Genomic DNA, 24,090 nt, shown 5'->3' on the forward strand with positions numbered 1-24,090 from the left:
CGCTCCTGCTGGCTTTCTCATGGTTCAACGCAAAGTGCTCTTCTGGTCCATCGTTACGGCGCTCGGGGGCTTCCTGTTCGGCTTCGACACGGCCGTGATTTCGGGGGCCGAGAAAGCCATTCAGCAGCTCTGGCAGCTGAGCGCGTTCGAGCACGGGTTCACCATTTCCATCGCCCTCATCGGCACGGTGCTGGGGGCCATGTTTGGCGGCATCCCCAGCGACCGGCTCGGCCGGCGGCAGACGCTGCGCTGGATTGCGGTGCTCTACCTGGTGTCGGCGCTGGGCGCGGCGCTGGCCCCGGCCTGGGTGCCGTTTCTGGTGTTCCGGTTTCTGGGCGGGCTGGGCGTGGGCGCGTCGTCGGTTACGGCCCCGCTCTACATCTCCGAGATTTCGCCGCCCGATTCGCGGGGCAAGCTCGTGGGCTTGTTTCAGTTCAACATCGTGTTCGGTATTCTGGCCGCCTACCTCTCCAACTACCTGCTGGCCAACGTGGGCGCCCACTCGTGGCGTTTGATGCTGGGCGTGCAGGCCGTGCCAGCGGTGGCGTTCCTGCTGTTCCTGTTTCGGGTGCCCGAAAGCCCGCGCTGGCTGCTGCTGCACGGCCGCCTGGCCGCCGGCCGCGAGGTGCTGGCCCTCATCAGCCCCCGCACCGTAGACGCCGACGTGGCGGCCATCCTCACGGCGCAGTCGGCCGCGGCCGGCGAGAGCAGCTCGCTCTGGGCGCGGCAGTACCGCACGCCGGTGCTGCTGGCCGTGGCCTTCGCGTTCTTCAACCAAGTATCGGGCATCAACGCCATCATTTACTACGCCCCGCGCATTTTTGAGATGACCGGGCTGGGCCAGGGCGCGGCCCTGCTCTCCTCGACGGGCATCGGGCTGGTCAACTTCGTTTTCACGCTGCTGGGCGTGAATCTGATTGACCGGTTTGGGCGGCGCACGCTCATGCTGGTGGGCTCGGTGGGGCTCATTGCCACGCTGGGGCTGGTGGCGCGGGCCTTTTACAGCCAGCAGTTTACGGGCTACACCGTGCCGGTGCTGCTGTTCGGGTACATCGCCTTTTTCGCCTTTTCGCAAGGGGCGGTTATCTGGGTGTTCATCTCCGAGATTTTCCCCAACGCCGTGCGGGCCAAGGGCCAGGCGCTGGGCTCCAGCACGCACTGGGTTATGGCCACGCTCATCGCCTTCACCTTCCCTTGGTTTGCCGAGCACCTGGGCGGCGGCCACACCTTCGCCTTCTTCTGCGCCATGATGGTGCTCCAGCTGGTATTCGTGCTCCGCTTCATGCCCGAAACCAAAGGCCGCAGCCTGGAACAAGTCGAAAAAACGCTGGTCCTACATTAGCGGTAAATGAGTAGCTGAGTAAATGAGTAACGGAGAGGGATTTGAAACTTCATTAAAATCTTCCATAAATTATTGATTGTCAATAATTTAATCATTTATTTTTCTCTTCTTTAGCACTAATAATTTACTCATTCACTCAGCTACTCATTTACTCTCCCTCCCCACATGGCCATTGCTTGCTTTGGAGAAATGCTCTGGGACGTGCTGCCCACGGGCCGGCAGCCCGGCGGCGCGCCCCTCAACGTGGCGGTGCACCTGCACAATTTTGGCCTGGAGGCCCAGATAATCAGCCGCGTGGGCCACGACGACCTGGGGGCCGAGCTGCTCGAATTTGTGGCGTCGAAGGGCATTGGCACCGCCTACGTGCAGCGCGGCGAAACCCACCTCACGGGCGTGGTGAAGGCCAACGTGAGCGACAGCATGGAAGTCACCTACCAGATAGTGAAGCCCGTGGCCTGGGACTATATCCAGTACACGCCCGCGCTGAGCGCGCTGGTCGAAACCGCCGAGGCCTTCGTGTTTGGCTCGCTGGCCGCCCGCCAGGCCCCCTCGCGCGAAACCCTGTACCGGCTGCTGCAACAGGCCCCGCTCAAGGTGTTCGACGTGAACCTGCGCACCCCCCACTATTCGCGCGACGGCGTGACCTACCTGCTGCACCAGGCCGACGTGGTGAAGCTCAACCACCACGAGCTGGCCGAGATAATGGGCTGGTTTGGAGTAAGTTCCGCCGAGGAAACCGCCCTGCGCTGGCTGGCCGAGCGGTTTGGGCTACAGGCCGTGTGCGTGACCAAGGGCGCCGACGGGGCCGTGCTCTGGGTGGGCCAGCACCTGTACCGCAGCCCCGGCATTGCGGTGCAGGTGCAGGACACCATTGGCAGCGGCGATGCCTTTTTGGCGGCGCTGCTCAAGGGCTGGCTGGCCGGCCAGCCCCCGGCCGAGTACCTGGCCTTTGCCTGCGCGGCGGGCTCGCTGGTAGCCAGCCACCTGGGCGCCACGCCGGCCATTTCGGAAGCCCAGGTGCGGCAGCTGGCCAGCACCACCCCGGCCGCCGCCTAGCTTTTTTCTTCTCCGCTTCTCTTTGGCATGAAACACGCGTTCCTCGCTGCTTTTACCCTGCTGGGGGCTGTGAACAGCCCAGCGCAAACGCCCGCGCCGACGGGCCCGGGCGCGGCCGACCCCTACCGGCCGGCGTACCACTTCACCGCGCCCAAAAACTGGCTTAATGATGCCAACGGCCTGATTTTCAGCAACGGGCAGTACCAGCTTTTTTACCAGTACAACCCCTACAGCGCCGACCCCGGCCACCTGAGCTGGGGCCACGCCACCAGCCCCGACCTGGTGCGCTGGACGCCCCAGCCGGTGGCCCTCACCGAGTACAAGAACGCGGACGGCAGCAACACGATGATTTTTTCGGGCAGCGCCGTGGCCGATAAGGACAACACCTCGGGCCTGTTTCCGAAGGGCCAGACCGACGGGCTGGTGGCCTTTTATACCGGCCACGTGGAGCGGCCGGGCGTGGTGCTGGCCCAGCACCAGAACCTGGCCTTCAGCCTCGACCACGGCCGCACCTGGCAGCGCTACGCCGGCAACCCGGTGCTCGACATCGGCAGCAAGGAGTTTCGCGACCCCAAGGTATTCTGGTACGCGCCCCAGCAAAAGTGGGTGATGGCCACCGTGAAGGCCGACCGCCAGCTGGTGTACCTCTACGAGTCTAAAAACCTGAAGGACTGGACCTTTATGAGCCGCTGGGGCCAGGCCGGCAACACGGTGCGCGAGTGGGAATGCCCCGATTTGTTTGAGCTGCCCGTGCCCGGCGGCGGCACCCGGTGGGTGCTGCTGATTTCGGCCGGCAACCCCACCGAGGAGTTTCGGGGCCAGCAGTACTTCCTGGGCCAGTTTGATGGCAAAGCCTTCACCCCCGACCAGGCCTACGACGAGCCCACGTACCTCGACTTTGGCAAGGATTTCTTCGCCGGCGTCACCTTCAACGACGCGCCCGGCGGCCGGCGCATCCTGGTGGGCTGGACCAACAACTGGGCCTACGCCCGCGACGTGCCCACCGGCCCCGCGTGGCGCGGCAGCTTCGCCGTGCCCCGCGAGCTGAGTTTGCGCCGCACGCCCCAGGGCCTGGTGCTCAACCAGCTGCCCGTGCCCGAGCTGCGCCAGCGCGGCAAGCAGGCCCTCAGCGTACCCAAGCTAACCCTCAAGCCCGGCCCGGCGGGCTACGAGGTGCCCTTCCGGGGCGAGGCCTACGAAGTGGAACTAACGCTTACCCCCGGCACGGCTAAAACAGTGACGTTAAACGTGTTGCAGAGCGAGGCCGAGTGCACCGCGCTGCGCTACGACGTGGCCCGGCAGGAGCTCACGCTCGACCGCACGCAGTCGGGCAACGTGGGCTTCAACCCGCTGTTTGCCAGCACCGTGGAAACGGTGCGCGTGCCCCTGCAAAACGGCCAGCTGCAGCTGCGGGTGCTGGTGGACAAGTCGGTAGTGGAGGTGTTTGCCCAAAACGGCGAGGTGACCCTTACCGACCTGGTTTTTCCGCGGCAGCACGCCGGCCGCCTCACCCTGCACGCCGACGGCGGCCCGGCCCAGGTGAGCGGCCTGCGCCTCACCGACCTCAGCGCGGCGGCGCGGCTTTAGGGGGGATAAGCTGGCTTTTCAATTTCTTTTACCTACCTTGCCCCCTCACCCTTTAGCCAAGTAACCCCTTATCGGTTAGACTTTTATTAGTTTTGTTTCGCCTTAAGTAACGTACTGAATGTTGCCGCGGCTCCCGGCCGGAAGCCGCGGCGGCAGACTGGCCCCCGGCCGGGGGCCAGGTAGGATTCCCACCATTTCAACCCTTTTTCACTCATGCGTAACACTAGTTACTCCACGCACCAAGCCTACGAGCAGCCGGCGGCCCGGTCGGCCCTCAGCGGCAAAACGCTGCTGCTGGCCCTTTTTCTGCCCGTAGTGGGCTTCGCCCAGACCGCCCGCGAGGTGTCGGGCAAGGTCACGGATGCCAGCGGCACCGGCCTGCCGGGCGTTACGGTGCTGGTTACCGGCACCACCATCGGGGCCAGCACCGGGGCCGACGGCGGCTTCCAGCTGCAGGCGCCCGCCACGGCTACCTCCCTCACGATTTCGTTTGTTGGCTACGCCAAGCAAACGGTGAGCATCGTGGGCAAATCCACGGTAACGATAGCCCTCCAGGACGATGCCCAGGCCCTGGGCGACGTAGTAGTAGTGGGCTACGGCACGGCCCGCAAGCAGGACGTGACCGGGGCCGTAGCAGTACTGGGGGAAAAGGATTTCAACCGGGGCACCTTCACCTCGCCCGACCAGCTCATTCAGGGCCGCACGTCGGGGGTGCAGGTAACCAACAGCAGCGGGCAGCCCGGCGGGGCGGCTACCATCCGCATCCGGGGCAACTCGGCCGTAACGGGCACGGGCCAGCCGCTGTACGTGGTAGATGGCGTGCCACTCGATGGGCGCTCGGCCCGGCCGGGCCTGGTGGGCTCCACCGACGTGGGGGCCGGAGCCGACAGCAATCCGCTCAACTTTCTGAACCCCAGTGATGTAGAGACGGTAACGGTTCTCAAAGATGCTTCAGCCACGGCTATTTACGGCTCCCGGGCAGCCTACGGGGTGGTGCTCATTACCACTAAAAAAGGCCAATCGGGTGCCCCAAGCCTGAGCCTGGGGATATCAAACGGCTTCTCAACCCTGCTGCGCCGGCCCAAGTTTCTCAATGCCGACCAGTACCGCCAGGCGCTGGTGTACTACGGCTTGCCCAACTCCGGTGCGAACAGCTACGACAAGGGTGGGGACGTGAACGCGCTGGATGCCGTGCTGCGCACCGGCTACGTGCAGAACTACAACGTGGCCATGAGCGGCGGCAACGAAACCGGCCGCTACCGGCTTTCCATTGGCTACCTCGACCAGCAGGGCATCGTGCGCCGGACGGATTTCAAAAAATACAGCGCGAACCTCTCCACAAACTTCCAATTTCTGGAAAGCAAGAAGCTGGGCGTGGACATCAACATCGCCACCAGCCAGTTTCAGGAGCAGCTAGCCCCGATTACGACCGATGCCGGCTTCCGGGGCAGCCTGATTGGGCAGGCCTTGCAGTGGAACCCCACGCAGCCGCTGCGCAACCCCGATGGCTCGCTCTACGTGGTGGCCGGCGACGTGGTGAACCCCCTGGCCGCCCAGGAGTATTTCAACGATAACTCCAAGGTAACGACCATCCTGGCCAGTGCCGCCCCCTACTACAAGTTCACCGAATGGCTCCAGTTCCGGACGCTGGTGAGCGTGAACTACAACACGGGCGGGCGGCGCACCTCCATCGACCAGCGCCTCATCAACTACCCCGGTATTCAGAACCAGGGCTATGCCAGCGTCGGCAATAATGAGCTGACTACGCAGCAAATCGCCAATACCCTGACCTTTAACAAGGCGGTAACTACCGATTTGAACATCAATGCGCTGGTAGGCTACGAGTACACGAAATTTGCCAATTCGGGCACCAATGTCAATGCCTATGGCAATGCCGCCGCGGGGGGCTTTGGCGTCTTTGGCCTCGACTATACCAACTACATTCAGGCTTCGGCCGCCGGCAACCGCCTAGTGTCGTCGTTCATCGACCCTACCTACTCGTTGCAATCCGTTTTCGGGCGGGCCATCTTGAACTACAAGAACCGCTACGTGCTGACCGGTACGTTGCGCCGCGACGAGAGTAGTAAGTTTGGCCCCAATAACCGGGTGGGCTACTTCCCTTCCTTCGCCGCCGCCTGGGACGTGAGCCAGGAATCCTTTTTTCCGGCCGATAAGCTCACCCAGCTCAAGCTGCGGGCCGGCTACGGCCTCACGGGCAACCAGGAGTTTCCGGCGGGCTCAGCGCAGGCGCGCTTCTCCCTTAACGACAACGGCGCGCAGGCCCCCCTCAACGCCGCCAACCCGGATTTGAAGTGGCAGTCGGACAAGCAGTTCAACGCGGGTATCGACATTGGGGCGTTTGATAACCGGCTCACCTTCACGGTCGATTACTTTAATAAAGTCACCAGCGACCTCTTGTTTCCAACGGTGCCTGGGCAGCCCGCGCCGCCGGTGCAAACCATTCAGTGGCGTAACCTGGCCGGGGCCAAAATTGTGAACCAGGGCGTAGAGCTGGCATTGGGTACTACGCTGGTACGTAGTGATAAAGTGGAGGTAGGCTTCAATGCGAACGCCACGTTTATTCGCAACGAAGTGAAGGACCTGGAAGGGGCCAACATCATAACCGGCGCCATCAACGGGCAGGGCTTATCAGGAGCCACGGCGCAGCTTATCCGTAACGGGTATCCCATCAACGCGTTTTTTCTACCCCAGTACCAGGGCTTGGACGAAAAAGGCCTGTCCATTCCCTTCCCCGCGGCGCTTACGTACGCGGGTAGCCCCAACCCCCGCACCCTGCTGGGCGCGGGCCTCAACGCGCGCTACAACAAGCTGAGCCTGATTGCCAACCTGACCGGGGTGTTTGGCCAGATGATTTACAACAACACGCTCAACGCGGTGGGAGCCGTGGGCGGTATCGGGGCGGGCAAAAACATTGCCCTCTCCACGTTTGAAAACCCGACCAAGGAATCGGTAGGCAACCCATCGGCCGCTTCCACGCGCTACCTGGAAAAGGGTAACTACCTGAAAATGTCGAACCTGACCCTCGCCTACGCCTTTGGCGACGTAGCCAGCTTCGCCAAGGGGGTCCGCGTCTACGCCACGGGGCAAAATCTGTTCGTGATTACCCAGTACTCTGGCTTCGACCCGGAAATCAACACCATCAAGGTGGGTGCCAACCAGGTGCCCTCGGTCGGCATCGATTACCTAGCCTATCCCAGTCCCCGCACCTTCACGTTTGGGGTCAACTTTTCGCTGTAATCCTTTACTTTATCTCTGCCATGAAATATCCCAAAATTATCTGGGCAACGGCCGCGCTGGGCTTGCTTCAGGTGGCTAGCAGCTGCTCGGTTAAAGAAAACCTGGCTGGCCAGCTTACGGAAGACCAGATTCCGAAGGGCGACCCTTCGGCCCTGCTCCAAGGCGTGTACAACGCGCAGCGCGACCCCATTCAGGGCTGCGTGAGCGTATTTGCCCTGGAAGAAGTATCGACGGATGCCCGCATCATGCCCACCCGCGGCCCCGACTGGGACGACAACGGCAAGTGGCGCGCCCTGTTCAACCACACCTGGGACCCCAACAACGAGCGGGTGCGCGACACCTTCAACCAGCTCGAAGGCATCGTTTACTCCTCTACCGACCTGCTGCGCTTCTCGCCCAGCCCCCAGCAGGATGCCGAGTCCCGGTTTATACGGGCCTGGTCCATGTACTTGCTGCTCGACCTCTACGACCAGGTGCTATACCGCGAGCCCGGCGAGGACCTGAGCCAGCTCTCGCGGGTGCGCAAGGGTACGGAGGCGCTCACCTTCATCATAAGCGAAATCACCGCCATTCAGGACAAACTGCCCGACGGCCCCGCCGGTAAGGCCAATAAGAATGCCGCCCGGGTGCTGCTGATGAAGTGCTACCTCAACAAGGGCGTGTACGCTAACCGGGCCGCCCCCACGTTTGCCGCGGCCGACATGAACCAGGTTATTGCGCTGGCCGACCAGATTATCGGCAGCAATAAGTACGCGTTCGCGCCCAGCGTCTTCGACAACTTCGCGCCCAACAACACGGCCATTGGCAAGGAGAATATCTTTACTCAGGAGAATACCTTTGGCAACAGCGGCCCTACCCGCGACTTCTGGAAGTTCGTGTCGCACTATAACCTGGTGCCGGTCAACGGCTACAACGGCCCCGCCACCACGGCCGGTTTCTACAGCCTGTTTGAAGCCACCGATAAGCGCCGGGGAGTCGCCTACCAGGTTGCCGGCGGCCCTGCCAATCCGGGCAACCGCATCAACGTCGGCTTTCTCGTCGGGCAGCAATACGACCTCACCAATGATAAGCCAGTGCAGACGCGAGGGGGCGCGCCCTTGATTTTTACCCAGGAAATCAACCTCTTTGAAACCGGTTCCGACCTGGAAGCGAAGGGTATCCGGCCCATAAAGTACCCCGTTGACTACGTGAGCGAAGCAAAAGGGGGTAACGGCTGCGAAAACGACCACGTGAGCTTCCGCCTGGCCGACGTGCTGCTGATGAAGGCCGAGGCCATCCTGCGCGGTGGCACGGGCACCAGCGCCGGCACGTACGGCAACACGCCCCTGGCCATCGTCAATGCGATTCGCACGGACCCCGGCCGCGGGGCTAGTGTCTTGCCCACCCTCACGCTGGATATCCTGCTCGATGAGCGGGGCCGGGAGTTGTACGGGGAGTCGTGGCGGCGGCAGGATATGGTTCGCTTCGGCAAGTTTTTGCTAGCCCGCAAAGACAAGCCCGCCAGCGACCCCATCCGGTTGATTTATCCCATTCCGCAGACGCAGGTAGATGTGAACGCCAATATCACGCAGAACCCCGGCTACTAAGCCTTCTTTTCGGCCGCCAGCGGCTGCGCATGCGCAGCTTTCGGCGGCCGTTTTGTGTCCGTTTGGGTCGTTGGGTAAGCTTATCCAGGCTTTTAAGCATCACTTGGGATATTATTTGTAATTTATTGATTGACAACTATTTATAAATAATTGTCTTGGCTGCACGCAACCAACCCACTAAAACCGAGACTGCCACCCCGGCCGCCACTGGCGCGCCCGGTTCCTCTGCCGCCTTCTAGCCATTCCCGCCCCATGCTGCCCTCCCCAACTCCAAAGCTGAAACTCCTGCTACCCGCGCTGGCCCTGCTACTAGCCGGCCCGCCCGCGGCCCAACCAGCGCAGGCCCAAGCCCCAGCGCCCGACCCCTGGCGCATCACCGCCGATAAAATCGACCCGCGCAACTACTACGGCGAAACGGTGGCCAACGGCATGCTGGGCATCGTATCGTCGGCCGAGCCGTTTCAGGTCAAGAGCGTGGTGCTGGCCGGGGCCTACGACCAGTACGGCCGGGGCCGGGTCAGTAACTTCCTCAACAGCTTTAACTTACTGAATATGTACCTGGAGGTGGACGGCCACCGCCTCGGCAGCCAGGATGCCCGCAATTTCCGGCAGGAGCTGGACATGCGCCACGCCTCGCTCACCACTACCTTCGACTACGGCGACAAGGCCACTATCAAGTATACCTACTACGCCCTGCGCCAGCTGCCCTTCACGGTGCTGGTCGATGTGAGCATTACGGCCCGGCAGGACGTGGCCCTCACCGCCGCCAGCGTCATGGACGCCCCCGATGCCCTGCGCGACGTGCAGAACTACTACAACGAAATCGACCGGCCCCACGCCACGCTGCAGCTCCTCACCTCGTCGGCCAAAAGCAGTACCGGCAAGCTCCAGCTCTGCGCCTCCAACAGCTTTATATTCAGCGAGCCGCACGGCCAGGAGCCCCGCGTAATTCACGAGATGTGGGACAGCAACCAGCACCTCATGAAGTTCAGCAAAACGCTGAAGGCCGGCCAAACCTACGCCTACGCCGTGGCGGGCTCCAGCATCACCTCGGCCCACCACCCCGACCCGCTCAACGAGGCCGAGCGCCTCACCATATTTGCCCGCCTGGAGGGCCGCGAGCGCCTGCTGGCCTTCCACAACCAAGCCTGGGACGCGCTGTGGCTCAGCGACATCGAGCTCACCGGCGACGCCCAGGCCCAGCAGGACGTGCACTCGATGCTGTACCACCTCTACAGCTTTTCGCGGGCCGGCACCGACTACTCGCCCTCGCCCATGGGCCTCTCGGGCCTGGGCTACAACGGCCACGTGTTCTGGGACAGCGATTTCTGGATGTTCCCGGCCCTGCTGGTCATGCACCCCGACATCGCCAAGTCGCTGGTAGAGTACCGCTTCCGCCGGCTCGACGCGGCACGCCACAACGCCTTCGCCCACGGCTACAAGGGCGCCATGTACCCCTGGGAAAGCGCCGATACCGGCGTGGAGGAAACGCCCGTGTGGGCCCTCAGCGGGCCGTTTGAGCACCATATTTCGGCCTGCGTGGCGCTGGCGGCCTGGCAGTACTACTGCGTAACCCAGGACAAAGCCTGGCTGCGTGAGAAGGGCTGGCCCATTCTGGCGGCCACCGCCGATTTCTGGGCCAGCCGCGTGGAGCGCAACGGCCCCGGCCACTACGATATCAAGAACGTGGTAGCCTCCGACGAGTGGGCGGAGAACGTTGATAACGACGCCTTTACCAATGCCGCCGCCCAGGTGAACCTGCAAAACGCCGCCGCCGCCGCCAAGCTGCTGGGCCTGCCCGCCGACCCCGACTGGCTGCTGGTGGCCCGCAACATTCCCCTCCTCAAAATGCCCGATGGCGTAACCCAGGAGCACGCCACCTACCACGGCGAGGGCATCAAGCAGGGCGACGTCAACCTGCTGGCCTACCCGCTGGGCGTCATCAAAGACCCTATTCAAATTAAAAAGGACCTGGCTTACTACGAAACCCGCGTGCCCAACGAGGGCACCCCCGCCATGACGCAGGGCATTTTTGCCCTGCTCTACGCCCGCCTCGGCAACGCCGACAAGGCTAAGCTGTGGTTCCAAGATGCTTATGTGCCCAACCTGCTGCCGCCCTTCCGGGTCATCGCTGAAACCAAGGGCGGCACCAACCCCTACTTCGCCACCGGCGCGGGCGGCGTGCTGCAAGCCGTGCTCATGGGCTTCGGCGGGCTCGACATCACGCCCACGGGCATCGGGCAGCGTAAAAGCACCCTGCCCACGGGCTGGCAGTCGCTGAAAATTACGGGTGTGGGCGGGCAGCAGAAAACGTACTCGGTGGGCCGGTAGGCCGCGGGCGGGCGCGGCGTTGAACCAAAATCACGGCTGGCCGCGTATATTTACCAGTAGTTAGCTCGCTAGCGGGCTAAAAAATAAGGGGCCAGCCTATCGGCCAACCCCTTATCCACTACCGGAGTAAGTAAGAGAACAGCAAAAAGCCTACGGCTTTAGCTGCTCCGCTCACAAACCCCACCAACACTGGCTTCCACCAGTCTTGCAGTAGTTGCATCGCACGTTTTTTCCTCATTGTCAGGAGAGAAGTTTAGGTGCTTTTTCCACCTACTTCTTGAAGCCCCGTCTGTCCCCACAGCCGGGGCTTCGCCTTTTCAGGGGCCGCCGTGTGGTGAGGGAAATTAACCGTTCGATGCGCCAAAGGTAGCTGCATCGAACGATTAACACATAGAGCTAACGACGACCCCACACGTCAAAACCGGGCCACGGCCTTCACGTTCAGTACGCGTTGCGAGAGGTAGCTGGGCACGGCGTAGGTGCGGGCGTTCACGTCCTGCAAGTAGCTGTAGCTGGCCACGTTGTTGGCCCCCAGGATGTTGAGGATTTCCAGGCCCAGCCACAGGCTTTCGAGCGAGGCGGGGTGCTCCTTGGGCGTGGCGCGCAGGCTCAGCACCTTGGAGAAGCCGATATCGACGCGCTGGTAGGCGCTGGTGAGGGCGTTGGCGCCGCGGTACTGCGGCAGGCCGGGCGGACTGAAAGGCAGGCCGGTACCAAACACCAGGTTCACGTAGCCGCGCACCGAGGGGTTGGCGGGCAGGTGGTCCTGGAAGAAGATGCTGGCCGTGAGGCGCTGGTCCTGGGGCCGGCGAATGTAGCCCAGCGGCTGCACGCCGGTTTTCACGCCCTTCGCATCGTAGGTAATAACTGAATCGCCAGCAATCAACTCCTTGGTAGTCAATAAACTCAGGCTCAGCCACGACTCTACCCCTTTCACAAACTCGCCGCTGAGGCGGGTTTCGAGGCCGGCGGCGTAGGCGGTGGCGTTGTTTTTGGCCGAGTAGCGCAGACGCACGTTGTCGATTTCGTAGGGCACCACGTCGGTGAGGCGCTTGTAGTAGGCCTCCGTGTTGAGGCGGAAGGGCCGGTTCATGAGGTGCAGCTCCACCTGGCGGCCCAGCACGAAATGCAGCGACTTTTGGGCCCGCAGCTCGGGGTTGAGCTGGCCCATGCGGTCGCGCAGCTCGCGGTAAAAGGGCGGCTGGGCGTAGAGGCCGGCCGCCAGCTTCCAGCTGCGCTCGGGGTGGCGGCGGTCGCGCGAGGAGAACTGCACCCGCGGGCTGATAACCGTCTGCTTGTTCACCGACCAGTAGTGGGCGCGCACGCCGTAGGTCAGCGTTTTGAGGGTGTCGATTTGCCAGGTGTGCTGCGCGTAGCCCTGGGTGCGCTGGCTTTCGAGGGTGAGGTCGGCGGCCAGGCGGGTGCGGCGGGCATCGGGCACGTAGTCGGCCGAGTCGGCAAAGCTGTACTCGTCGATTTGGTCATGGATGATTTCGCGGCCCGTTTTCACGCCGAACCGGATTTGGTGCGGGCCGGCGGGGTCGCCGCCGGGGTTCCAGCGGCCGCGCAGCTCGCCCGTGTACACGCGCGCCGTGAGGTCGTTGCGGGCGTGGTTGAAGCTGGAGCCGATGTTGCGCTGGCGCACCGTCTGGTTGAAATCAGGGCTGGTGGGGTCGCGGTTGACGTCGGAAAACGTGTAGGCCGCCTCCACGTCTCTGAACTCAAACTCGCGGGTGAGCAGCGCCGAGGCCAGCAGCTCGACTTGCAGGCCGGGGTGGAAATTGTGCTTCAGGTTGAGCCCGCCCTGGTAGGTGTCGTACTGCATGCGCTCACGGCCATCGTAGTAGATGTTGACGCGGGCAAACTGGTTGGTATTAGTCGAAAACGTGACCTGCCCGCTCACGGGCACGAAGCGGTAGTCGTTGTGGGCCACCACGCCCAGGATGCCCAGGCTGGTTTTCTGCAAGTCGCCGCCTTTTTTGCCCAGGCCAATATTCACGTAGGCCTGGCCGTCGTAGAAGGTCGGGTTGTAGTTGCCCTGGTTTTGCTTGAGCGCATTGAACACGTACTGCGCGTTTTTGTAGCGCACGCCGGCCAGGTAACTCACCCGGCCGTTGGCGGAACGCGCTTCCGCGTGGGCCGCGCCGCCCACCAGGCTGGCCGTGGCCGATGCCGCAAACTTCTCGGGCTCTTTATACTGAATATCGAGGACCGAGGACAGCTTGTCGCCGTACTTCGGCTGCCAACCGCCGGTGCTGAAGTCAACGCGTTGCACCAGGTCGGGGTTGATGAAGCTCAGGCCCTCCTGCTGCGCCTGCGTCACCAGAAACGGCCGGTACACCTCAAACCCATTGACGTAGAGCAGGTTCTCGTCGTAGTTGCCGCCGCGCACGTTGTAGGTGCTGCTCAACTCGTTGTTGCTCACCACGCCCGGCAGCGTCTTCAAAATGGCATTGAAATCCCCAAACGGCGACGGGATAACCTTGGCCGTGCGCGGGTCGAGCTGGATGAGGCTGGCCTGCTCGCGGGTATCGGCCCCGGCCGAGCGGGCCCGCACCGTAACGCCGCCCAGGGCCTTGGTATCGGGTTGCAGGGCCAGGCGCAGGGGCTGGCCAGCATCGGCAGGCAGGGTAAGATTCTGGCGCACAGGCAAGTAGCCCAGGCGGCGGGCCACCAGCGTTACCGGGCCGCTCAGGGGCCGGGTGAGGCGCAGCGTGAAGCCGCCCTGCGCGTTGGTGGTAGCCCCACCGGGCTGGCCCTCCAGCGCTACCACCACCAGCTCCAGGGGTCGGCCCTGAGCATCGCGCACGGTGCCAGTGAGAGTGGGGAGGTCGGTGGCGGTCGGCGCGGGGGCATCCTGGGCGAGCACGGGCGCGGCCACCGGCAGCAGGCTCAAAACAAGCAGTAGTGGTAGTGGCTTCAAATGCAGAGGCGGCAGAAAATATACGCGTAAAGCTACGCCGGCCACGGCGGCGCGCCAGCGGCTTTTTAACTGGCTCGGCCCGGCTTTTCGTACGCCCGCGGCCTATTTAGTTGCGGCCTGCTCCCGGGCGGCTTCGCGCAGCAGCCGGCGCAGGCCCGCCAGCGTGGCCACCGGCCCGCCGGGCGACTTAAACACGAAGCTGCCGGCCACCAGCACGTCGGCCCCGGCCTGCACCAGGGCGGCGGCATTGGCCTGACTCACGCCGCCATCCACCTCAATGAGGGCATCGGAGCCGGCATCGAGTAGCAACTCCTTGACCATCGCCACTTTCTGCAACGTGTGCGGAATAAATGTCTGGCCCCCGAAGCCGGGGTTGACGGACATGACGAGCACTAAATCCAGCTCGCTGGCAATGTCTACCAAAAAGCTGGCGGGCGTGGCGGGGTTGAGGGCCACGCCGGCGGTGCAGCCCAGGCTCTTGATTTGCTCCACCACGCGGTGCAGGTGCGGGCACACCTCGTAGTGCACGGTAATGTGGGTGGCGCCCGCGTCGCGGAAGGCGGCCAGGTAGTCCTGGGGCCGCTCTATCATCAGGTGCACGTCGATGGGCTGCCGGGCGTGGGGCCGCAGTGCCTCCAGAATGGGCAGGCCGAAGGAGATATTGGGCACGAAGCGGCCGTCCATCACGTCGAAGTGCAGCCAGTCGGCCTCGGCGGTAGCCAGCATTTCGGCGGTGGCCTGAATGTTGGCCAGGTCGCTGGCCAGCAGCGACGGGGCTAGTAATGGCTCGCGGCGGTGGGTGGCGCGGGGAGAAATGGGGTCGGGCAGGGAGTGGCTCATCGGGGGCAAAAGTACGGCGCCGCAGTACGGCGGTAAGTCGGCAAAGAACAGTATGAAAAAGAACGTCATGCTGAACGCAGTGAAGCATCTCTACCGCTTAACTAATCCCAACGATTTGGTTTACACTCGTGGTAGAGATGCTTCACTGCGTTCAGCATGACGTTCTTTTTTCACTACATTCTTCCCTGCTTCCTTACCATTTGTCTACTTGCCCGTCACCTTAAACTCGGTGCGGCGGTTGAGCTGACGGCCGCCGACGCTGGTGTTGGGGGCCACGGGGCGGGTGTCGCCGTAGCCGGCGGCGGCCAGGCGGGCGGCCGCGATGCCGTGCTGCGTGAGGTAGCTAACTACGGCCTGGGCGCGGCGCTGGCTCAGGTCCTGGTTGGCGGCGGGCTTGCCGATGTTGTCGGTGTGGCCGGCCATTTCGAGGCGCAGGGCGGGCTGCTCGGTGAGCAGCTTGAGCAGGCGCTCCAGCTCGGCGGTGCTCTCGGGGCGCAGGGTGGCTTTGCCGAAGTCGAAGAAGATGTTATTCAGCACGATAACTACGCCCACTTCAAGCTTTTTCAAGGGGATATCCTTCACCACTTCGGCGTAGGCGGCCCCGGCCGGCAGGTCGAAGTTTTCGGAGTGAAACAGGTAGCCGTCCTGCCGCACCACAATGCCGTAGTTGAGGCCCGAGGGCAGGCTCACGAGGTACTTACCCGAGGTGGCGTTGCTGTGAAAAGTGGCAATGGCCTGGCCCGTCTTGTTGTCGATGAGGTCGATGTTGGCCTCCAGCGGCTGGTGGGTGGCGTCGTCGGTTACGGTGCCTTTGAGGATGGTAACCTGGGCCGTGGCCACCGCCACCGGCGGGGCCAGCAGCGTTTGGGGCTGGGGCGCGAGGCGCGAGGCCAGCAGCTGGCTTTCCTCGCTGAGCACGGGCGGCTTTTCGGGGCCCAGAAACGTGATGCGGTAAATGTCTTTGCTGCCCAGGCCGCCCGGCCGCTCGGCGGCGTAGTAGCCGTGCCGCCCCGAGGCCGAGGTCACGAAAAACACGTCGTCGTCGGGCGTATTAATGGGCCAGCCCAGGTTCTCAGGCTCGCCCCACTTGCCGTCGGCGAAGGTCGATTTGAAAATGTCGTAGCCGCCCATCGAGTTGTGGCCTTCCGACGAAAAGTACAGCGTTTTGCCGTCTGGCATCAGAAACACCGCCTCCTCGCCGTAGGGCGTATTGATGACCAGGCCCAGGTTTTCGGCCGGCGCGCGCCCGTCGATTTCCACCTTGTAGATGTCGCGCCCCCCGCGCCCACCCTCGGCCTTGTCGCTCACAAAGTACAGGTAGCGCCCATCGGGCGAGTAGGCCGCCGACGACTCGTGGGCCTTGGAGTTGATGCGGCTGCCCAGGCGCTGGGGCTTGCCCCAGGCCGCGCCCTTGAGGTTGGATTCTTCAATGTCGCCGCCGTTGGCATCGGCGTACACGAGCAGGCGCTGGCCGTCGGGCGCGAGGCCCACGGTAGCGTCGTGGCCGTCGCCGTTTACGGGTGCGCCCAGCGAAGTAGCTGACGACCAGTCTTTACCGAGCCAGGCCGTTTGGTAGATATCCTCGAAGTAGCTGTCGCCGTCGGGGTCTTTGGGGGCGTTGGGGCGGCTGGGGCGGCGCGAGGTGAAGAGCAGCACCGCCTCATCGGCCGACACCACGGGGCCGTAGTCCGAGTACGCGGAGTTGACCGCCGGCCCGGCGTTGTCGATGAACACGCGGGCCGGGTGCTTCTGCAATTCCTGGCCGCTGCGGCACTCACGCACGCGGCGAGCCAGGTCCTCGGCCGTCACCACCAGCGGGTCGTCGGCCGCTTTGCGGCCCCCAGCGAGCGGGCCGGCCAGCTGGTATTCCTTGATGGCCTCGCCCCACTTGGCGCTCAGGTGCAGGGCGCGGGCCAGCAGGTAGTGGGTGCGCGGGTCGGCGCCGGGGGCCAGCTTTTGGGCCCGTTGCAGGTAGCTTAGCGCCTGGGCCTTGGTACCCGAGTGCAGGTAACAGTCTCCTAGTTTGATGTTTAGCTCGGCATTATCGGGGTTGAACTGCTGGGCGGCCAGGTAGTGCGGCAGGGCCAGCGCGTAGTGGGGCGGGTCGGCGTAGTATTCGGCGTCGCCGGCCTTCAGCTCGCGCAGCGCCTCCCGCAGCCCTTGCTTATCCTCGCTGAATTTCTCCTTCGAAAACTCCACGCTCTGGGCGTGGGCCGGGCCGGCCAGCAGCCCACCCAGCACCGCCGCTACCGCGGCCACCTTCCGTATCTTCACCACCTTATTCACCTAATTTATTGTCTGATACTTACTTAACGGCTGGCACTTCGGCCGCTTCGCCCGCGCAGCCCGCGGCGGCGGCGTAGCCGTTGCCCTCGGGCCGGCCCAGGGCAGCGGCGTGGCGCCAGTCCTGGCAGGCCTCGTCGGCCTGGCGCAGCATCTCGCGGGCGTGGCCGCGGTTGAGGTAGGCCTCGGCGTACTGCGGGTTGAGGCGCAGGGCCTCGGTGGCGTCGGCCACGGCCTTGGCATACTGTTCCTGCTTGAGCTCGGCGGCGGCGCGGTTATTCCAGGCGTAGGCGTACTTAGGGTCGAGGGCCAGGGCGCGGTCGCAGTCGGCCACGGCCCCGGCGTAGTCCTTGTTCTCGAAGCGCGCGTTGCCGCGGTTGGTGAAGGCCAGCGGGTTATCGGTTTTTTGAGTGAGGTAGGCGTCGTAGTCGCGCAGGGCCTCGGGCAGCTGGCCGGTGCGGCGCTCGGCGGCGGCCCGGTTGAGCAGCGCCGGCAGCAGCGTGGGCTGCAAGGCCAGGGCCTGGGTATAGTCGGGCACGGCGGCGGCGTAGTGGCCCAGGCGCAGGTTGGTGCTGGCGCGGTCGTGGTAGGCGTAGGCCTGGGTGGGGTCGGCCTTCACCGCGCCGTCGAAGTCGGTGAGGGCAGCCTCGTACGCGCCTTTTTCGAAGCGCAGCACGCCCCGGTTGTACCAGGCCGGCGCGTAGGCGGGGTTGGCCTTCAGCGCCTCGCCGTAGTCGGCCTCCGCTTCGGGGGCGCGGCCGGCGGCTTCGCGCACCTGGCCCCGCCCAAAGTAGTGGGCGTAGCTGGTGGGCTCCAGCTTCAGGGCCTGGTCGTAGTCGGCCTCGGCGGCGGGGTAGTCCTGAAGGGCCAGCCGGGTAGCACCCCGGTTGGCGTAGGCGGGCGCAAAGTCCGGCTTGGCCGCCAGGGCCTGCCCGAAGCTGGCCAGCGCGGCCGGGTAGTTCTGGGCCTGGTAGCTGGCCAGGCCGGCATTGTAGGCTTTTTCGGCCAGCTGGGGGCCGGGCAGGGTACTGGCCCGCACGGTATCGACCTGGGCCCGGGCCGGGGCGGCGGCCAGCAGCCCGGCGGCAGCTAGCCAGCCGGTGAGCAACGTAGTAGTTCGCGGCATAGAAATATGCTGTCCCCAAAGGGTAGCCCCGCGAAGGTAACGGCTCGGTTTGCGCGCATCAAGGGTCTGGTGAGGGGTTCTGCTTAGACTGCAAATTTTTCGGCCTACCCTCCTACCAGCGACGTAAATACTGCTTATGAGCGGCGGCAACCTGACGCCGTTGGGCGGGCTGCCGGGGTTGAGTCAGCTGTTCGCTCGCCGCTAGAAGGCAAGTGACGCGAACGACGAGCGGACAGCTGGCTCAACCCCGGCAGCCCGCCCAGTACCTATTCGAGCAGCATCTAAGTACTTATGCAAAAGGCATTTGTCATTGCGTGCGCAACTCAATATAAGGCCTTAACTTACTACTAACCAATTACTTACCCAACTCCAGCACCCGGAAAGTGCCGGGCACGATGCTGGGCCGGGGCTTGGGGTTGGCGGCGGTGGCGGGCGGCGTGGGGCCCAGGTCGGCGGTGCAGGTGTAGAGGTGGTGGGTGGTGGGGTCTTCGGCCACGGTGCGGGCCCCTTGGGCGGTGGGTACGGTGGCGATGACGGTGTACTTTTCGGGGGTGTCCTGGTGGATGACAGTGAGCGTGCCGTCGCCGCCGTTGGTGGTCACCACGTTGCCGGTGGTGGGGTCGAAGGCCACGCCGTCCACGCCCTTGCCGATGGGCAGCACGGCCACCTGCCGGCCGGTTTTGCTGTCCGTCACGACCAGCTTCTCGTTGGCGCAGCCGCTGAAAAGGCGGTTGTTTTTGGCGTCGAAGGCCAGGCCGGTGGGCTCGGCCCCGGGGGCCAGCGCGTGGCGGCGCAGCACGGCCAACGTCTTGGCATCGAACTCGATGACTTCGCTTTTATCTTCGAGGTTGACGAAGATATGGCCCTTGCCGTCGGTGGCGGGCACCTCCACGTCGCCGCCCAGCGCGGCCGTGCCCACGGGCTTGCCGGTGGTGGCGTCGAGCACGGTGCTCTGGCCCCCGTCGTTGCTGAAAGCGAATACGCGCTTGGAAAAAGCGTCGTAGAACATGGCATCGGGCTTGGGGCCGGTGGGAATGGTGCCGAGGTTTTTCAGCGTTTTCAGGTCAAATTCCACGCAGTTGTTGTTGCGGCCGCAACTCACGTAGCCGCGGTTGGTGCCGGGCACAATGGCGATGCCGTGCGCGCCGGGCGTGTTAAGTACGGCCCCAACCAAGCGCTTGGTTTTGAGGTCAATAACTTCGGTCTGAGTGCCGTGGGCCACGTAGAGGCGCTCGCCGGCGGGGTCCACTACCAGGAAGTCCCAGCCGCCCTCGCCGCCAATGGGGATGGTGCGGAGCACGCGGTAGGGTGCGGCGGCCGTTTGGGCCTGGGCTACGGCGGCCGGGCCGAGCAAAGCAAGCGCCAGCGGCGCGGCCAAAAGCAGGTTTTTCATAGCTGAATAAGTAGGAAAGCAAAGGGTATCAGGCGGGCTCTTTAGCCGAAACCGGCTCGGCGGGCTGGGGTCGCAGCGTGGCATAAATGACCAGGCCCACCAGCAGGCCGAGCAAGATGAGCGACGAGCCCTGGGTGCCGAAGCCCAGCCCGTTTTTGGCCACGGGCTTGGTGAGCAGGTCGCCAAACGTGGCCCCGAAGGGCCGGGTGAGCACGAAGGCCACCCAGAACAGCAGCACCGACGAGAGGCGCGTGAAGTAGTGCGCCAGCACCACCAGCGCCAGCAGGCTGCCAATGAGCAGCGCCCCACCCCCGAAACCCAGGCCCGAGTCATCGGCCAGAAAGTCGCCCAGGGCCGTGCCCAGGGTGTTGGAAAACAGGATGGCCGCCCAGTAAAACAGCTCGCCCCGGCGGGTAGTGATATCGCTGACCGCCAGCGACTTTTCGGTGAGCCGCCAGGCGCCCAGCACCACTAGCAGAATAGTGACCAGGATGGCCGAGCCAGTAGCGTAGCCCAGGCCCAGGGTGCGGTCCATGTAGTCGGACATGGTGGTGCCGGCCGTGCTGGTGGCCAGTATCACGGCCCAGTACAGCCACGGCACGTAGCGCTTAGCCGCCAGCTGCCCGGCCAGCGTCACCAGAAAAAACCCAATGAACAGCAGCGAGCTCACGGCGTAGCCCACGTTCAGGGTCTGAGCCAGCAGGTCGCCGCCGGTTTCGCCCAGCGTGGTAGCGCAGATTTTCATTATCCAGAACAGCAGCGTAACCTCGGGTATCTTCTTCATGAACAGGTTATTAAACGAGCAAACGCCGATTACTGCGAGGCGCGGGTGCCAGCATGGTGCCGCCGTAGCAGCGCACCGCGACTGGCCCGGCAGCGGCGGCCCCAGCGATTGCGGTGCGCCAGCGCAGAGGCCACCCGAAATAAGGCGAACACCGGCAAACCTAGCGGTCGATTCTGGTGAAAATCTGGACATTGCCAAAAAACGCTACTCCCTGGCTCCTGGGGTGATTGCCTGATTTTTGAGTTGGCACGACGCCTCCAGATTAGCACCAGAATCGGCCGCTAGGTTTGCCTAAAAATCACCTTTTCCCGCCTCCTCATGAAAAACCTGCTCTTAGCGGCCACCGCGGCACTGCTGCTCGCCCATGCCGCCCACGCCCAGAAAATAGCCGCCACCCAGGTGCCCGCCGCCGCCCAGGCCACTTTCAAGGCCCGGTTTCCGGCGGTAAAAACCATTGCCTGGGAGAAAGAAGGGGCCGCCTACGAAGCGGCCTTCCGGCTGAACGGCAAAACGATGTCGGCCGTGATTACGGCCGCCGGGGCTTGGCAGGAAACCGAAACGGCCATGCGCCTGGGCGAGCTGCCGGCCGCCGTGCGCGCCACCCTGGCCCGCGACTACCGGGCCTATACCGTGACCGAGGCCGCCACCATCGTGAAGGCCGACGGCCGCACCGTGTACGAGGCCGAAGTAGCCAAGGGCGGCCAGAAGCAGGACGTGCTGTTTACGGCCGCGGGCAAAGTACTGGCCGACTAACCAGCTGGCTGCCTGACTATTTGCGAAGCATGGGGTTACTAGTTGTTTTCATGGCGGCGCTGCTGGCCTTTGGCATTAGCACGGTGAGCGGCGGCGGGGCGGGCCTGCTGCTGCTACCCGTGCTGGCGCGGGTGCTACCCGCCTCCAGCGTGCCGGCGGCCCTCACCGTGGGCACGGCCACGAGCACGGTGTCGAAGCTGGCCTTGTTCCGGCGCAACATTGCCTGGGCCGTAACGCGGCGCTTTGTGCCGGGGGCGGTGCCGGGGGCGGTGCCGGGGGCGGTGCCGGGGGCGGTGCCGGGGGCGGTGCCGGGGGCGGTGCCGGGCGTGCTGCTGGGGGCCTACCTGCTCAAGTACCTCAACCCGCTGTACCTGGAGGTGTTCATCGGGCTGTTTCTGCTCTCCAACCTGCCGGCGGCGCTGCGGCGCGGCCACCCCGCCGAGGAGGCCGCCGCGCCCGAGCGGGCCGGCTGGCTGAAGCTGGGCGTTATCGGCTTTTTGGCGGGCTTCCTCTCGGGGCTGACGGGGGCGGTGGGACTGCTGTTCAACAAGTTCTACTTTCGCTACGGGCTGAGCCGCGACGAGGTAATTGCCACCCGCGCGGCCAATGAGGTGCTGCTGCACGCCATTAAGCTGGGGCTGTACTTGTACCTGGGGCTGCTGACGGGGCCGGCCTGGCGGGCGGGGGCCGTGGTGGCGGTGGCGGCCGTGCTGGCCACCGCCGGGGCCAAGCGGGTAGTCAAGTACCTGTCGGAGAGCCTGTTTCAGCGCATTGGCTACGCGGCCATGGTGCTGAGCGGGGTATTTATGCTGGCGGCGGCCGGGCAGGAGCTGCGCACCACCGAAAACCTGCGGGCCACTACCCGCCTCTTCGGCAATGACCTGGAAATTACGGGCTGGTGGCGCAGTACCAGCCTTACGCTGGAGCTGGAAATTGACGACAGCCCCGCCATCGAGCAGCCGGTGGCCTTCGCCGCGCTGCCGCCCGGGGTGCGGGCCGAGGTGCGGCGCGTGCAGCGGGGCCGGCCGCTGGTGAAGCTGGAGGAGGTCTGGGCGGTGGGCGGCCACTACTACGAAGCCTATTTCAGCCAGGGCGGCCGGGTAGAATCGGTGGATATCAAAGAGGCAGGGCCGCCGCCGGGTGGCTAGCCGCCACGCTCGCACCAGAATATGCACAGAATTGGCGGCTAGCTTGCCGCCCCGCCGCCCGGCGCACGCCGGACTCTCTGCATGAAAACAGACCCCTTCTACGCCACCCCGCTACCCGGCGAGACACCCAGCCCGGCGCAGCGCCTACCCTACCACGACCCGCCCGCTTGCCCCGAAGGGCAGCGCGTGCGGCAGCGTGGCCACTGGCGGCCCTGCGAGCCCGCCCGCGTGGCCAACACGCGGGTGTGGTGCCCGGCCTGCCGGGCGTTCGGTGCGCTTTCTGCTTAGCCCCTCCTCTTTCAACGTATGCGCCAGGTGCCGTTTTACTTTCTCTTTACCCCCGTGGCGCGTTGGCTGGTGGCGGTGGTCAGCCTGCTGCTGGCGGGGCCGGCCCTGGCCCAAACAGCTCCAATAGCCCGGCCCGGCCCGGCCAGCGCCAGCGTCAGCCATGACCTCGCTTACTACCTCACCCAGGCCCACGACAATAGCCCGCTCAGCCACGATTTTCGCAACCAGGGGCGGGCCGTACAGCTCGAAACCGAGCGCCTGCGCGCCTTCTACACCAAGGCCACCGGCACGCTGGCGGCCAACTACACGGCCGTGCCCGTGCTCAGCCAAAACAATGGCCGCACCCACCTGAGCTACGCCGCCGATGCCAGCACAAGCAGCTACGTGGGCTACGACGTGGCCCTGAGCAACGGCGCCCTCTACCAGGGCTACGCCCAGCTTACGCAGCCCTTATTCAACCAGCAGCGCCTGGCCGCCTACGCCCAGCAGGCCCAGGGGCTGGGCCTGAGCCAGCAGAACCTGGCCCTGCTCTCGCTGCACGACCTGGAAAAGCTGGTGGGCGACCAGTACATTCTGTGCCGGCAGGACCTGGAGCAGCTGGCCTACGTGCGCGAATTGCTCGGCATATTGGGCCGGCAGCGGCTGCTGGTGGAGAAGCTGGTGGCGGCCAGCCTGCTCAAGCAGTCAGATTACTTGCTACTGCAAATCGAAGTCGAAACCCAGCAGGTTTTTCTCAACACCTACCGCACGGCCTACCACCGCGATTTGCTCGATTTGAACGTGCTCTGCGGCCTCGGCGATACCAGCGAGGTGCTGCTGGCGGCCCCCGACCTGCCGCTGCGCCGCCGCGGGCCGGTGCCCGGCCTCTCGGGCTTCACCCAGCGCTACCGGCTTGACAGCCTGGTGCTCACGGCCAACCAGCGCGTGTTTGAAACCCGCTACCAGCCGCTGGTCAACGCCTTTGCCAACGGCGGCCTGAACGCGGTGGACCTGCGCGATATTCCGCGCCGCTTTGGGGTGAGCGCGGGCCTGCAATTCAGCGTGTACCTGTTTGATGGCCACCAGCGCCAAATCAGCCGCGACCGCACCCTGGTGCTGCTCGAAACTACCCGCGCCTACCAGCAAAACTTCGCCACCATCAACCCCGTGCGCCAGCAGCGCCTGCTCTACGAGCTGCGCCAGGTGGAGGAGCGCCAGCGCCTCTCACGCGCCCAAATTGCCAACTACCGCCGGCTACTCGACTCCTACAAGCGCGAAAGCATTGCCGGCCAGCTCTCTATCGTGTTCTACGTGCAGGTGCTCAAGAATTACGCCGTCGCCGCCCGCGACCTGGTGCTGCTCGAAAACAGCCGGCTGCTGCTGATAAACGCCTATAACTACTGGACGTGGTAG

General features: G+C 64.4%; 16 protein-coding genes. 10 read left to right on the forward strand and 6 right to left on the reverse strand.

The window, feature by feature from the left end; translation table 11 throughout:
* Positions 1 to 19: 19 nt before the first annotated feature.
* The 6 genes from QMK33_RS11870 to QMK33_RS11895 all read left to right on the forward strand — a co-directional run bounded on the left by QMK33_RS11870 (position 20) and on the right by QMK33_RS11895 (position 11,160).
* Positions 20 to 1,342, forward strand: a complete 1,323-nt coding sequence (locus QMK33_RS11870; RefSeq protein ID WP_283564803.1) for a sugar porter family MFS transporter — start codon at positions 20 to 22, stop codon at positions 1,340 to 1,342.
* 165 nt (positions 1,343 to 1,507) lie between these two features.
* On the forward strand, positions 1,508 to 2,398 hold the full coding sequence (locus QMK33_RS11875; RefSeq protein WP_283564804.1) for a carbohydrate kinase family protein: 891 nt from the start codon (positions 1,508 to 1,510) through the stop codon (positions 2,396 to 2,398).
* A gap of 27 nt (positions 2,399 to 2,425) precedes the next feature.
* The gene (locus QMK33_RS11880; protein WP_283564805.1) at positions 2,426 to 3,985 is read left to right on the forward strand and encodes a glycoside hydrolase family 32 protein; all 1,560 of its coding nucleotides are present in this window, start codon (positions 2,426 to 2,428) and stop codon (positions 3,983 to 3,985) included.
* A 213-nt stretch (positions 3,986 to 4,198) separates the two neighbouring features.
* Positions 4,199 to 7,243, forward strand: a complete 3,045-nt coding sequence (locus QMK33_RS11885; RefSeq protein ID WP_283564806.1) for a SusC/RagA family TonB-linked outer membrane protein — start codon at positions 4,199 to 4,201, stop codon at positions 7,241 to 7,243.
* A 20-nt stretch (positions 7,244 to 7,263) separates the two neighbouring features.
* Positions 7,264 to 8,829, forward strand: a complete 1,566-nt coding sequence (locus tag QMK33_RS11890; RefSeq protein WP_283564807.1) for a RagB/SusD family nutrient uptake outer membrane protein — start codon at positions 7,264 to 7,266, stop codon at positions 8,827 to 8,829.
* A gap of 252 nt (positions 8,830 to 9,081) precedes the next feature.
* Positions 9,082 to 11,160: a kojibiose hydrolase gene (locus tag QMK33_RS11895; protein ID WP_283564808.1), complete on the forward strand. Its 2,079-nt coding sequence runs from the start codon at positions 9,082 to 9,084 to the stop codon at positions 11,158 to 11,160.
* Between the two features lie 415 nt (positions 11,161 to 11,575).
* Here the strand turns inward: QMK33_RS11895 and QMK33_RS11900 are convergent, their stop codons facing one another.
* The 6 genes from QMK33_RS11900 to QMK33_RS11925 all read right to left on the reverse strand — a co-directional run bounded on the left by QMK33_RS11900 (position 11,576) and on the right by QMK33_RS11925 (position 20,509).
* Entirely contained in the window at positions 11,576 to 14,056 is a 2,481-nt protein-coding gene (locus QMK33_RS11900; protein ID WP_283564809.1) for a TonB-dependent receptor, read from the reverse strand.
* 129 nt (positions 14,057 to 14,185) lie between these two features.
* The gene (gene rpe, locus QMK33_RS11905) at positions 14,186 to 14,923 is read right to left on the reverse strand and encodes a ribulose-phosphate 3-epimerase (RefSeq protein ID WP_283564810.1); all 738 of its coding nucleotides are present in this window, start codon (positions 14,921 to 14,923) and stop codon (positions 14,186 to 14,188) included.
* 204 nt (positions 14,924 to 15,127) lie between these two features.
* Positions 15,128 to 17,197: an OmpA family protein gene (locus QMK33_RS11910; RefSeq protein ID WP_283564811.1), complete on the reverse strand. Its 2,070-nt coding sequence runs from the start codon at positions 17,195 to 17,197 to the stop codon at positions 15,128 to 15,130.
* A 31-nt stretch (positions 17,198 to 17,228) separates the two neighbouring features.
* On the reverse strand, positions 17,229 to 18,332 hold the full coding sequence (locus tag QMK33_RS11915) for a tetratricopeptide repeat protein (RefSeq protein WP_283564812.1): 1,104 nt from the start codon (positions 18,330 to 18,332) through the stop codon (positions 17,229 to 17,231).
* A gap of 355 nt (positions 18,333 to 18,687) precedes the next feature.
* Positions 18,688 to 19,725, reverse strand: a complete 1,038-nt coding sequence (locus QMK33_RS11920) for a YncE family protein (protein WP_283564813.1) — start codon at positions 19,723 to 19,725, stop codon at positions 18,688 to 18,690.
* A gap of 28 nt (positions 19,726 to 19,753) precedes the next feature.
* Complete coding sequence (locus tag QMK33_RS11925; RefSeq protein ID WP_283564814.1) at positions 19,754 to 20,509, reverse strand: COG4705 family protein; 756 nt, start codon at positions 20,507 to 20,509, stop codon at positions 19,754 to 19,756.
* 318 nt (positions 20,510 to 20,827) lie between these two features.
* On the opposite strand from QMK33_RS11925, the gene QMK33_RS11930 reads away from it, so the two are divergent.
* From QMK33_RS11930 to QMK33_RS11945, 4 genes are all read left to right on the forward strand, one after another.
* Entirely contained in the window at positions 20,828 to 21,262 is a 435-nt protein-coding gene (locus QMK33_RS11930) for a PepSY-like domain-containing protein (RefSeq protein ID WP_283564815.1), read from the forward strand.
* 29 nt (positions 21,263 to 21,291) lie between these two features.
* Positions 21,292 to 22,410, forward strand: coding sequence for a sulfite exporter TauE/SafE family protein (locus QMK33_RS11935; protein ID WP_283564816.1), 1,119 nt, complete (start codon positions 21,292 to 21,294; stop codon positions 22,408 to 22,410).
* Positions 22,411 to 22,491: 81 nt separating this feature from the next.
* On the forward strand, positions 22,492 to 22,698 hold the full coding sequence (locus QMK33_RS11940) for a hypothetical protein (RefSeq protein WP_283564817.1): 207 nt from the start codon (positions 22,492 to 22,494) through the stop codon (positions 22,696 to 22,698).
* Positions 22,699 to 22,716: 18 nt separating this feature from the next.
* On the forward strand, positions 22,717 to 24,090 hold the full coding sequence (locus QMK33_RS11945; protein ID WP_283564818.1) for a TolC family protein: 1,374 nt from the start codon (positions 22,717 to 22,719) through the stop codon (positions 24,088 to 24,090).

The sequence above is a fragment of the Hymenobacter sp. H14-R3 genome, from assembly GCF_030063445.1.
Classification (GTDB): Bacteria; Bacteroidota; Bacteroidia; order Cytophagales; family Hymenobacteraceae; genus Hymenobacter.

Coding starts and splice junctions, on each gene's coding strand:
- QMK33_RS11870 (WP_283564803.1), top strand. CDS start 20: ATGGTTCAACGCAAAGTGCTCTTCTGGTCCATCGTTACGGCGCTCGGG.
- QMK33_RS11875 (WP_283564804.1), top strand. CDS start 1,508: ATGGCCATTGCTTGCTTTGGAGAAATGCTCTGGGACGTGCTGCCCACG.
- QMK33_RS11880 (WP_283564805.1), top strand. CDS start 2,426: ATGAAACACGCGTTCCTCGCTGCTTTTACCCTGCTGGGGGCTGTGAAC.
- QMK33_RS11885 (WP_283564806.1), top strand. CDS start 4,199: ATGCGTAACACTAGTTACTCCACGCACCAAGCCTACGAGCAGCCGGCG.
- QMK33_RS11890 (WP_283564807.1), top strand. CDS start 7,264: ATGAAATATCCCAAAATTATCTGGGCAACGGCCGCGCTGGGCTTGCTT.
- QMK33_RS11895 (WP_283564808.1), top strand. CDS start 9,082: ATGCTGCCCTCCCCAACTCCAAAGCTGAAACTCCTGCTACCCGCGCTG.
- rpe (WP_283564810.1), bottom strand. CDS start 14,923: ATGAGCCACTCCCTGCCCGACCCCATTTCTCCCCGCGCCACCCACCGC.
- QMK33_RS11915 (WP_283564812.1), bottom strand. CDS start 18,332: ATGCCGCGAACTACTACGTTGCTCACCGGCTGGCTAGCTGCCGCCGGG.
- QMK33_RS11920 (WP_283564813.1), bottom strand. CDS start 19,725: ATGAAAAACCTGCTTTTGGCCGCGCCGCTGGCGCTTGCTTTGCTCGGC.
- QMK33_RS11925 (WP_283564814.1), bottom strand. CDS start 20,509: ATGAAGAAGATACCCGAGGTTACGCTGCTGTTCTGGATAATGAAAATC.
- QMK33_RS11930 (WP_283564815.1), top strand. CDS start 20,828: ATGAAAAACCTGCTCTTAGCGGCCACCGCGGCACTGCTGCTCGCCCAT.
- QMK33_RS11935 (WP_283564816.1), top strand. CDS start 21,292: ATGGGGTTACTAGTTGTTTTCATGGCGGCGCTGCTGGCCTTTGGCATT.
- QMK33_RS11940 (WP_283564817.1), top strand. CDS start 22,492: ATGAAAACAGACCCCTTCTACGCCACCCCGCTACCCGGCGAGACACCC.
- QMK33_RS11945 (WP_283564818.1), top strand. CDS start 22,717: ATGCGCCAGGTGCCGTTTTACTTTCTCTTTACCCCCGTGGCGCGTTGG.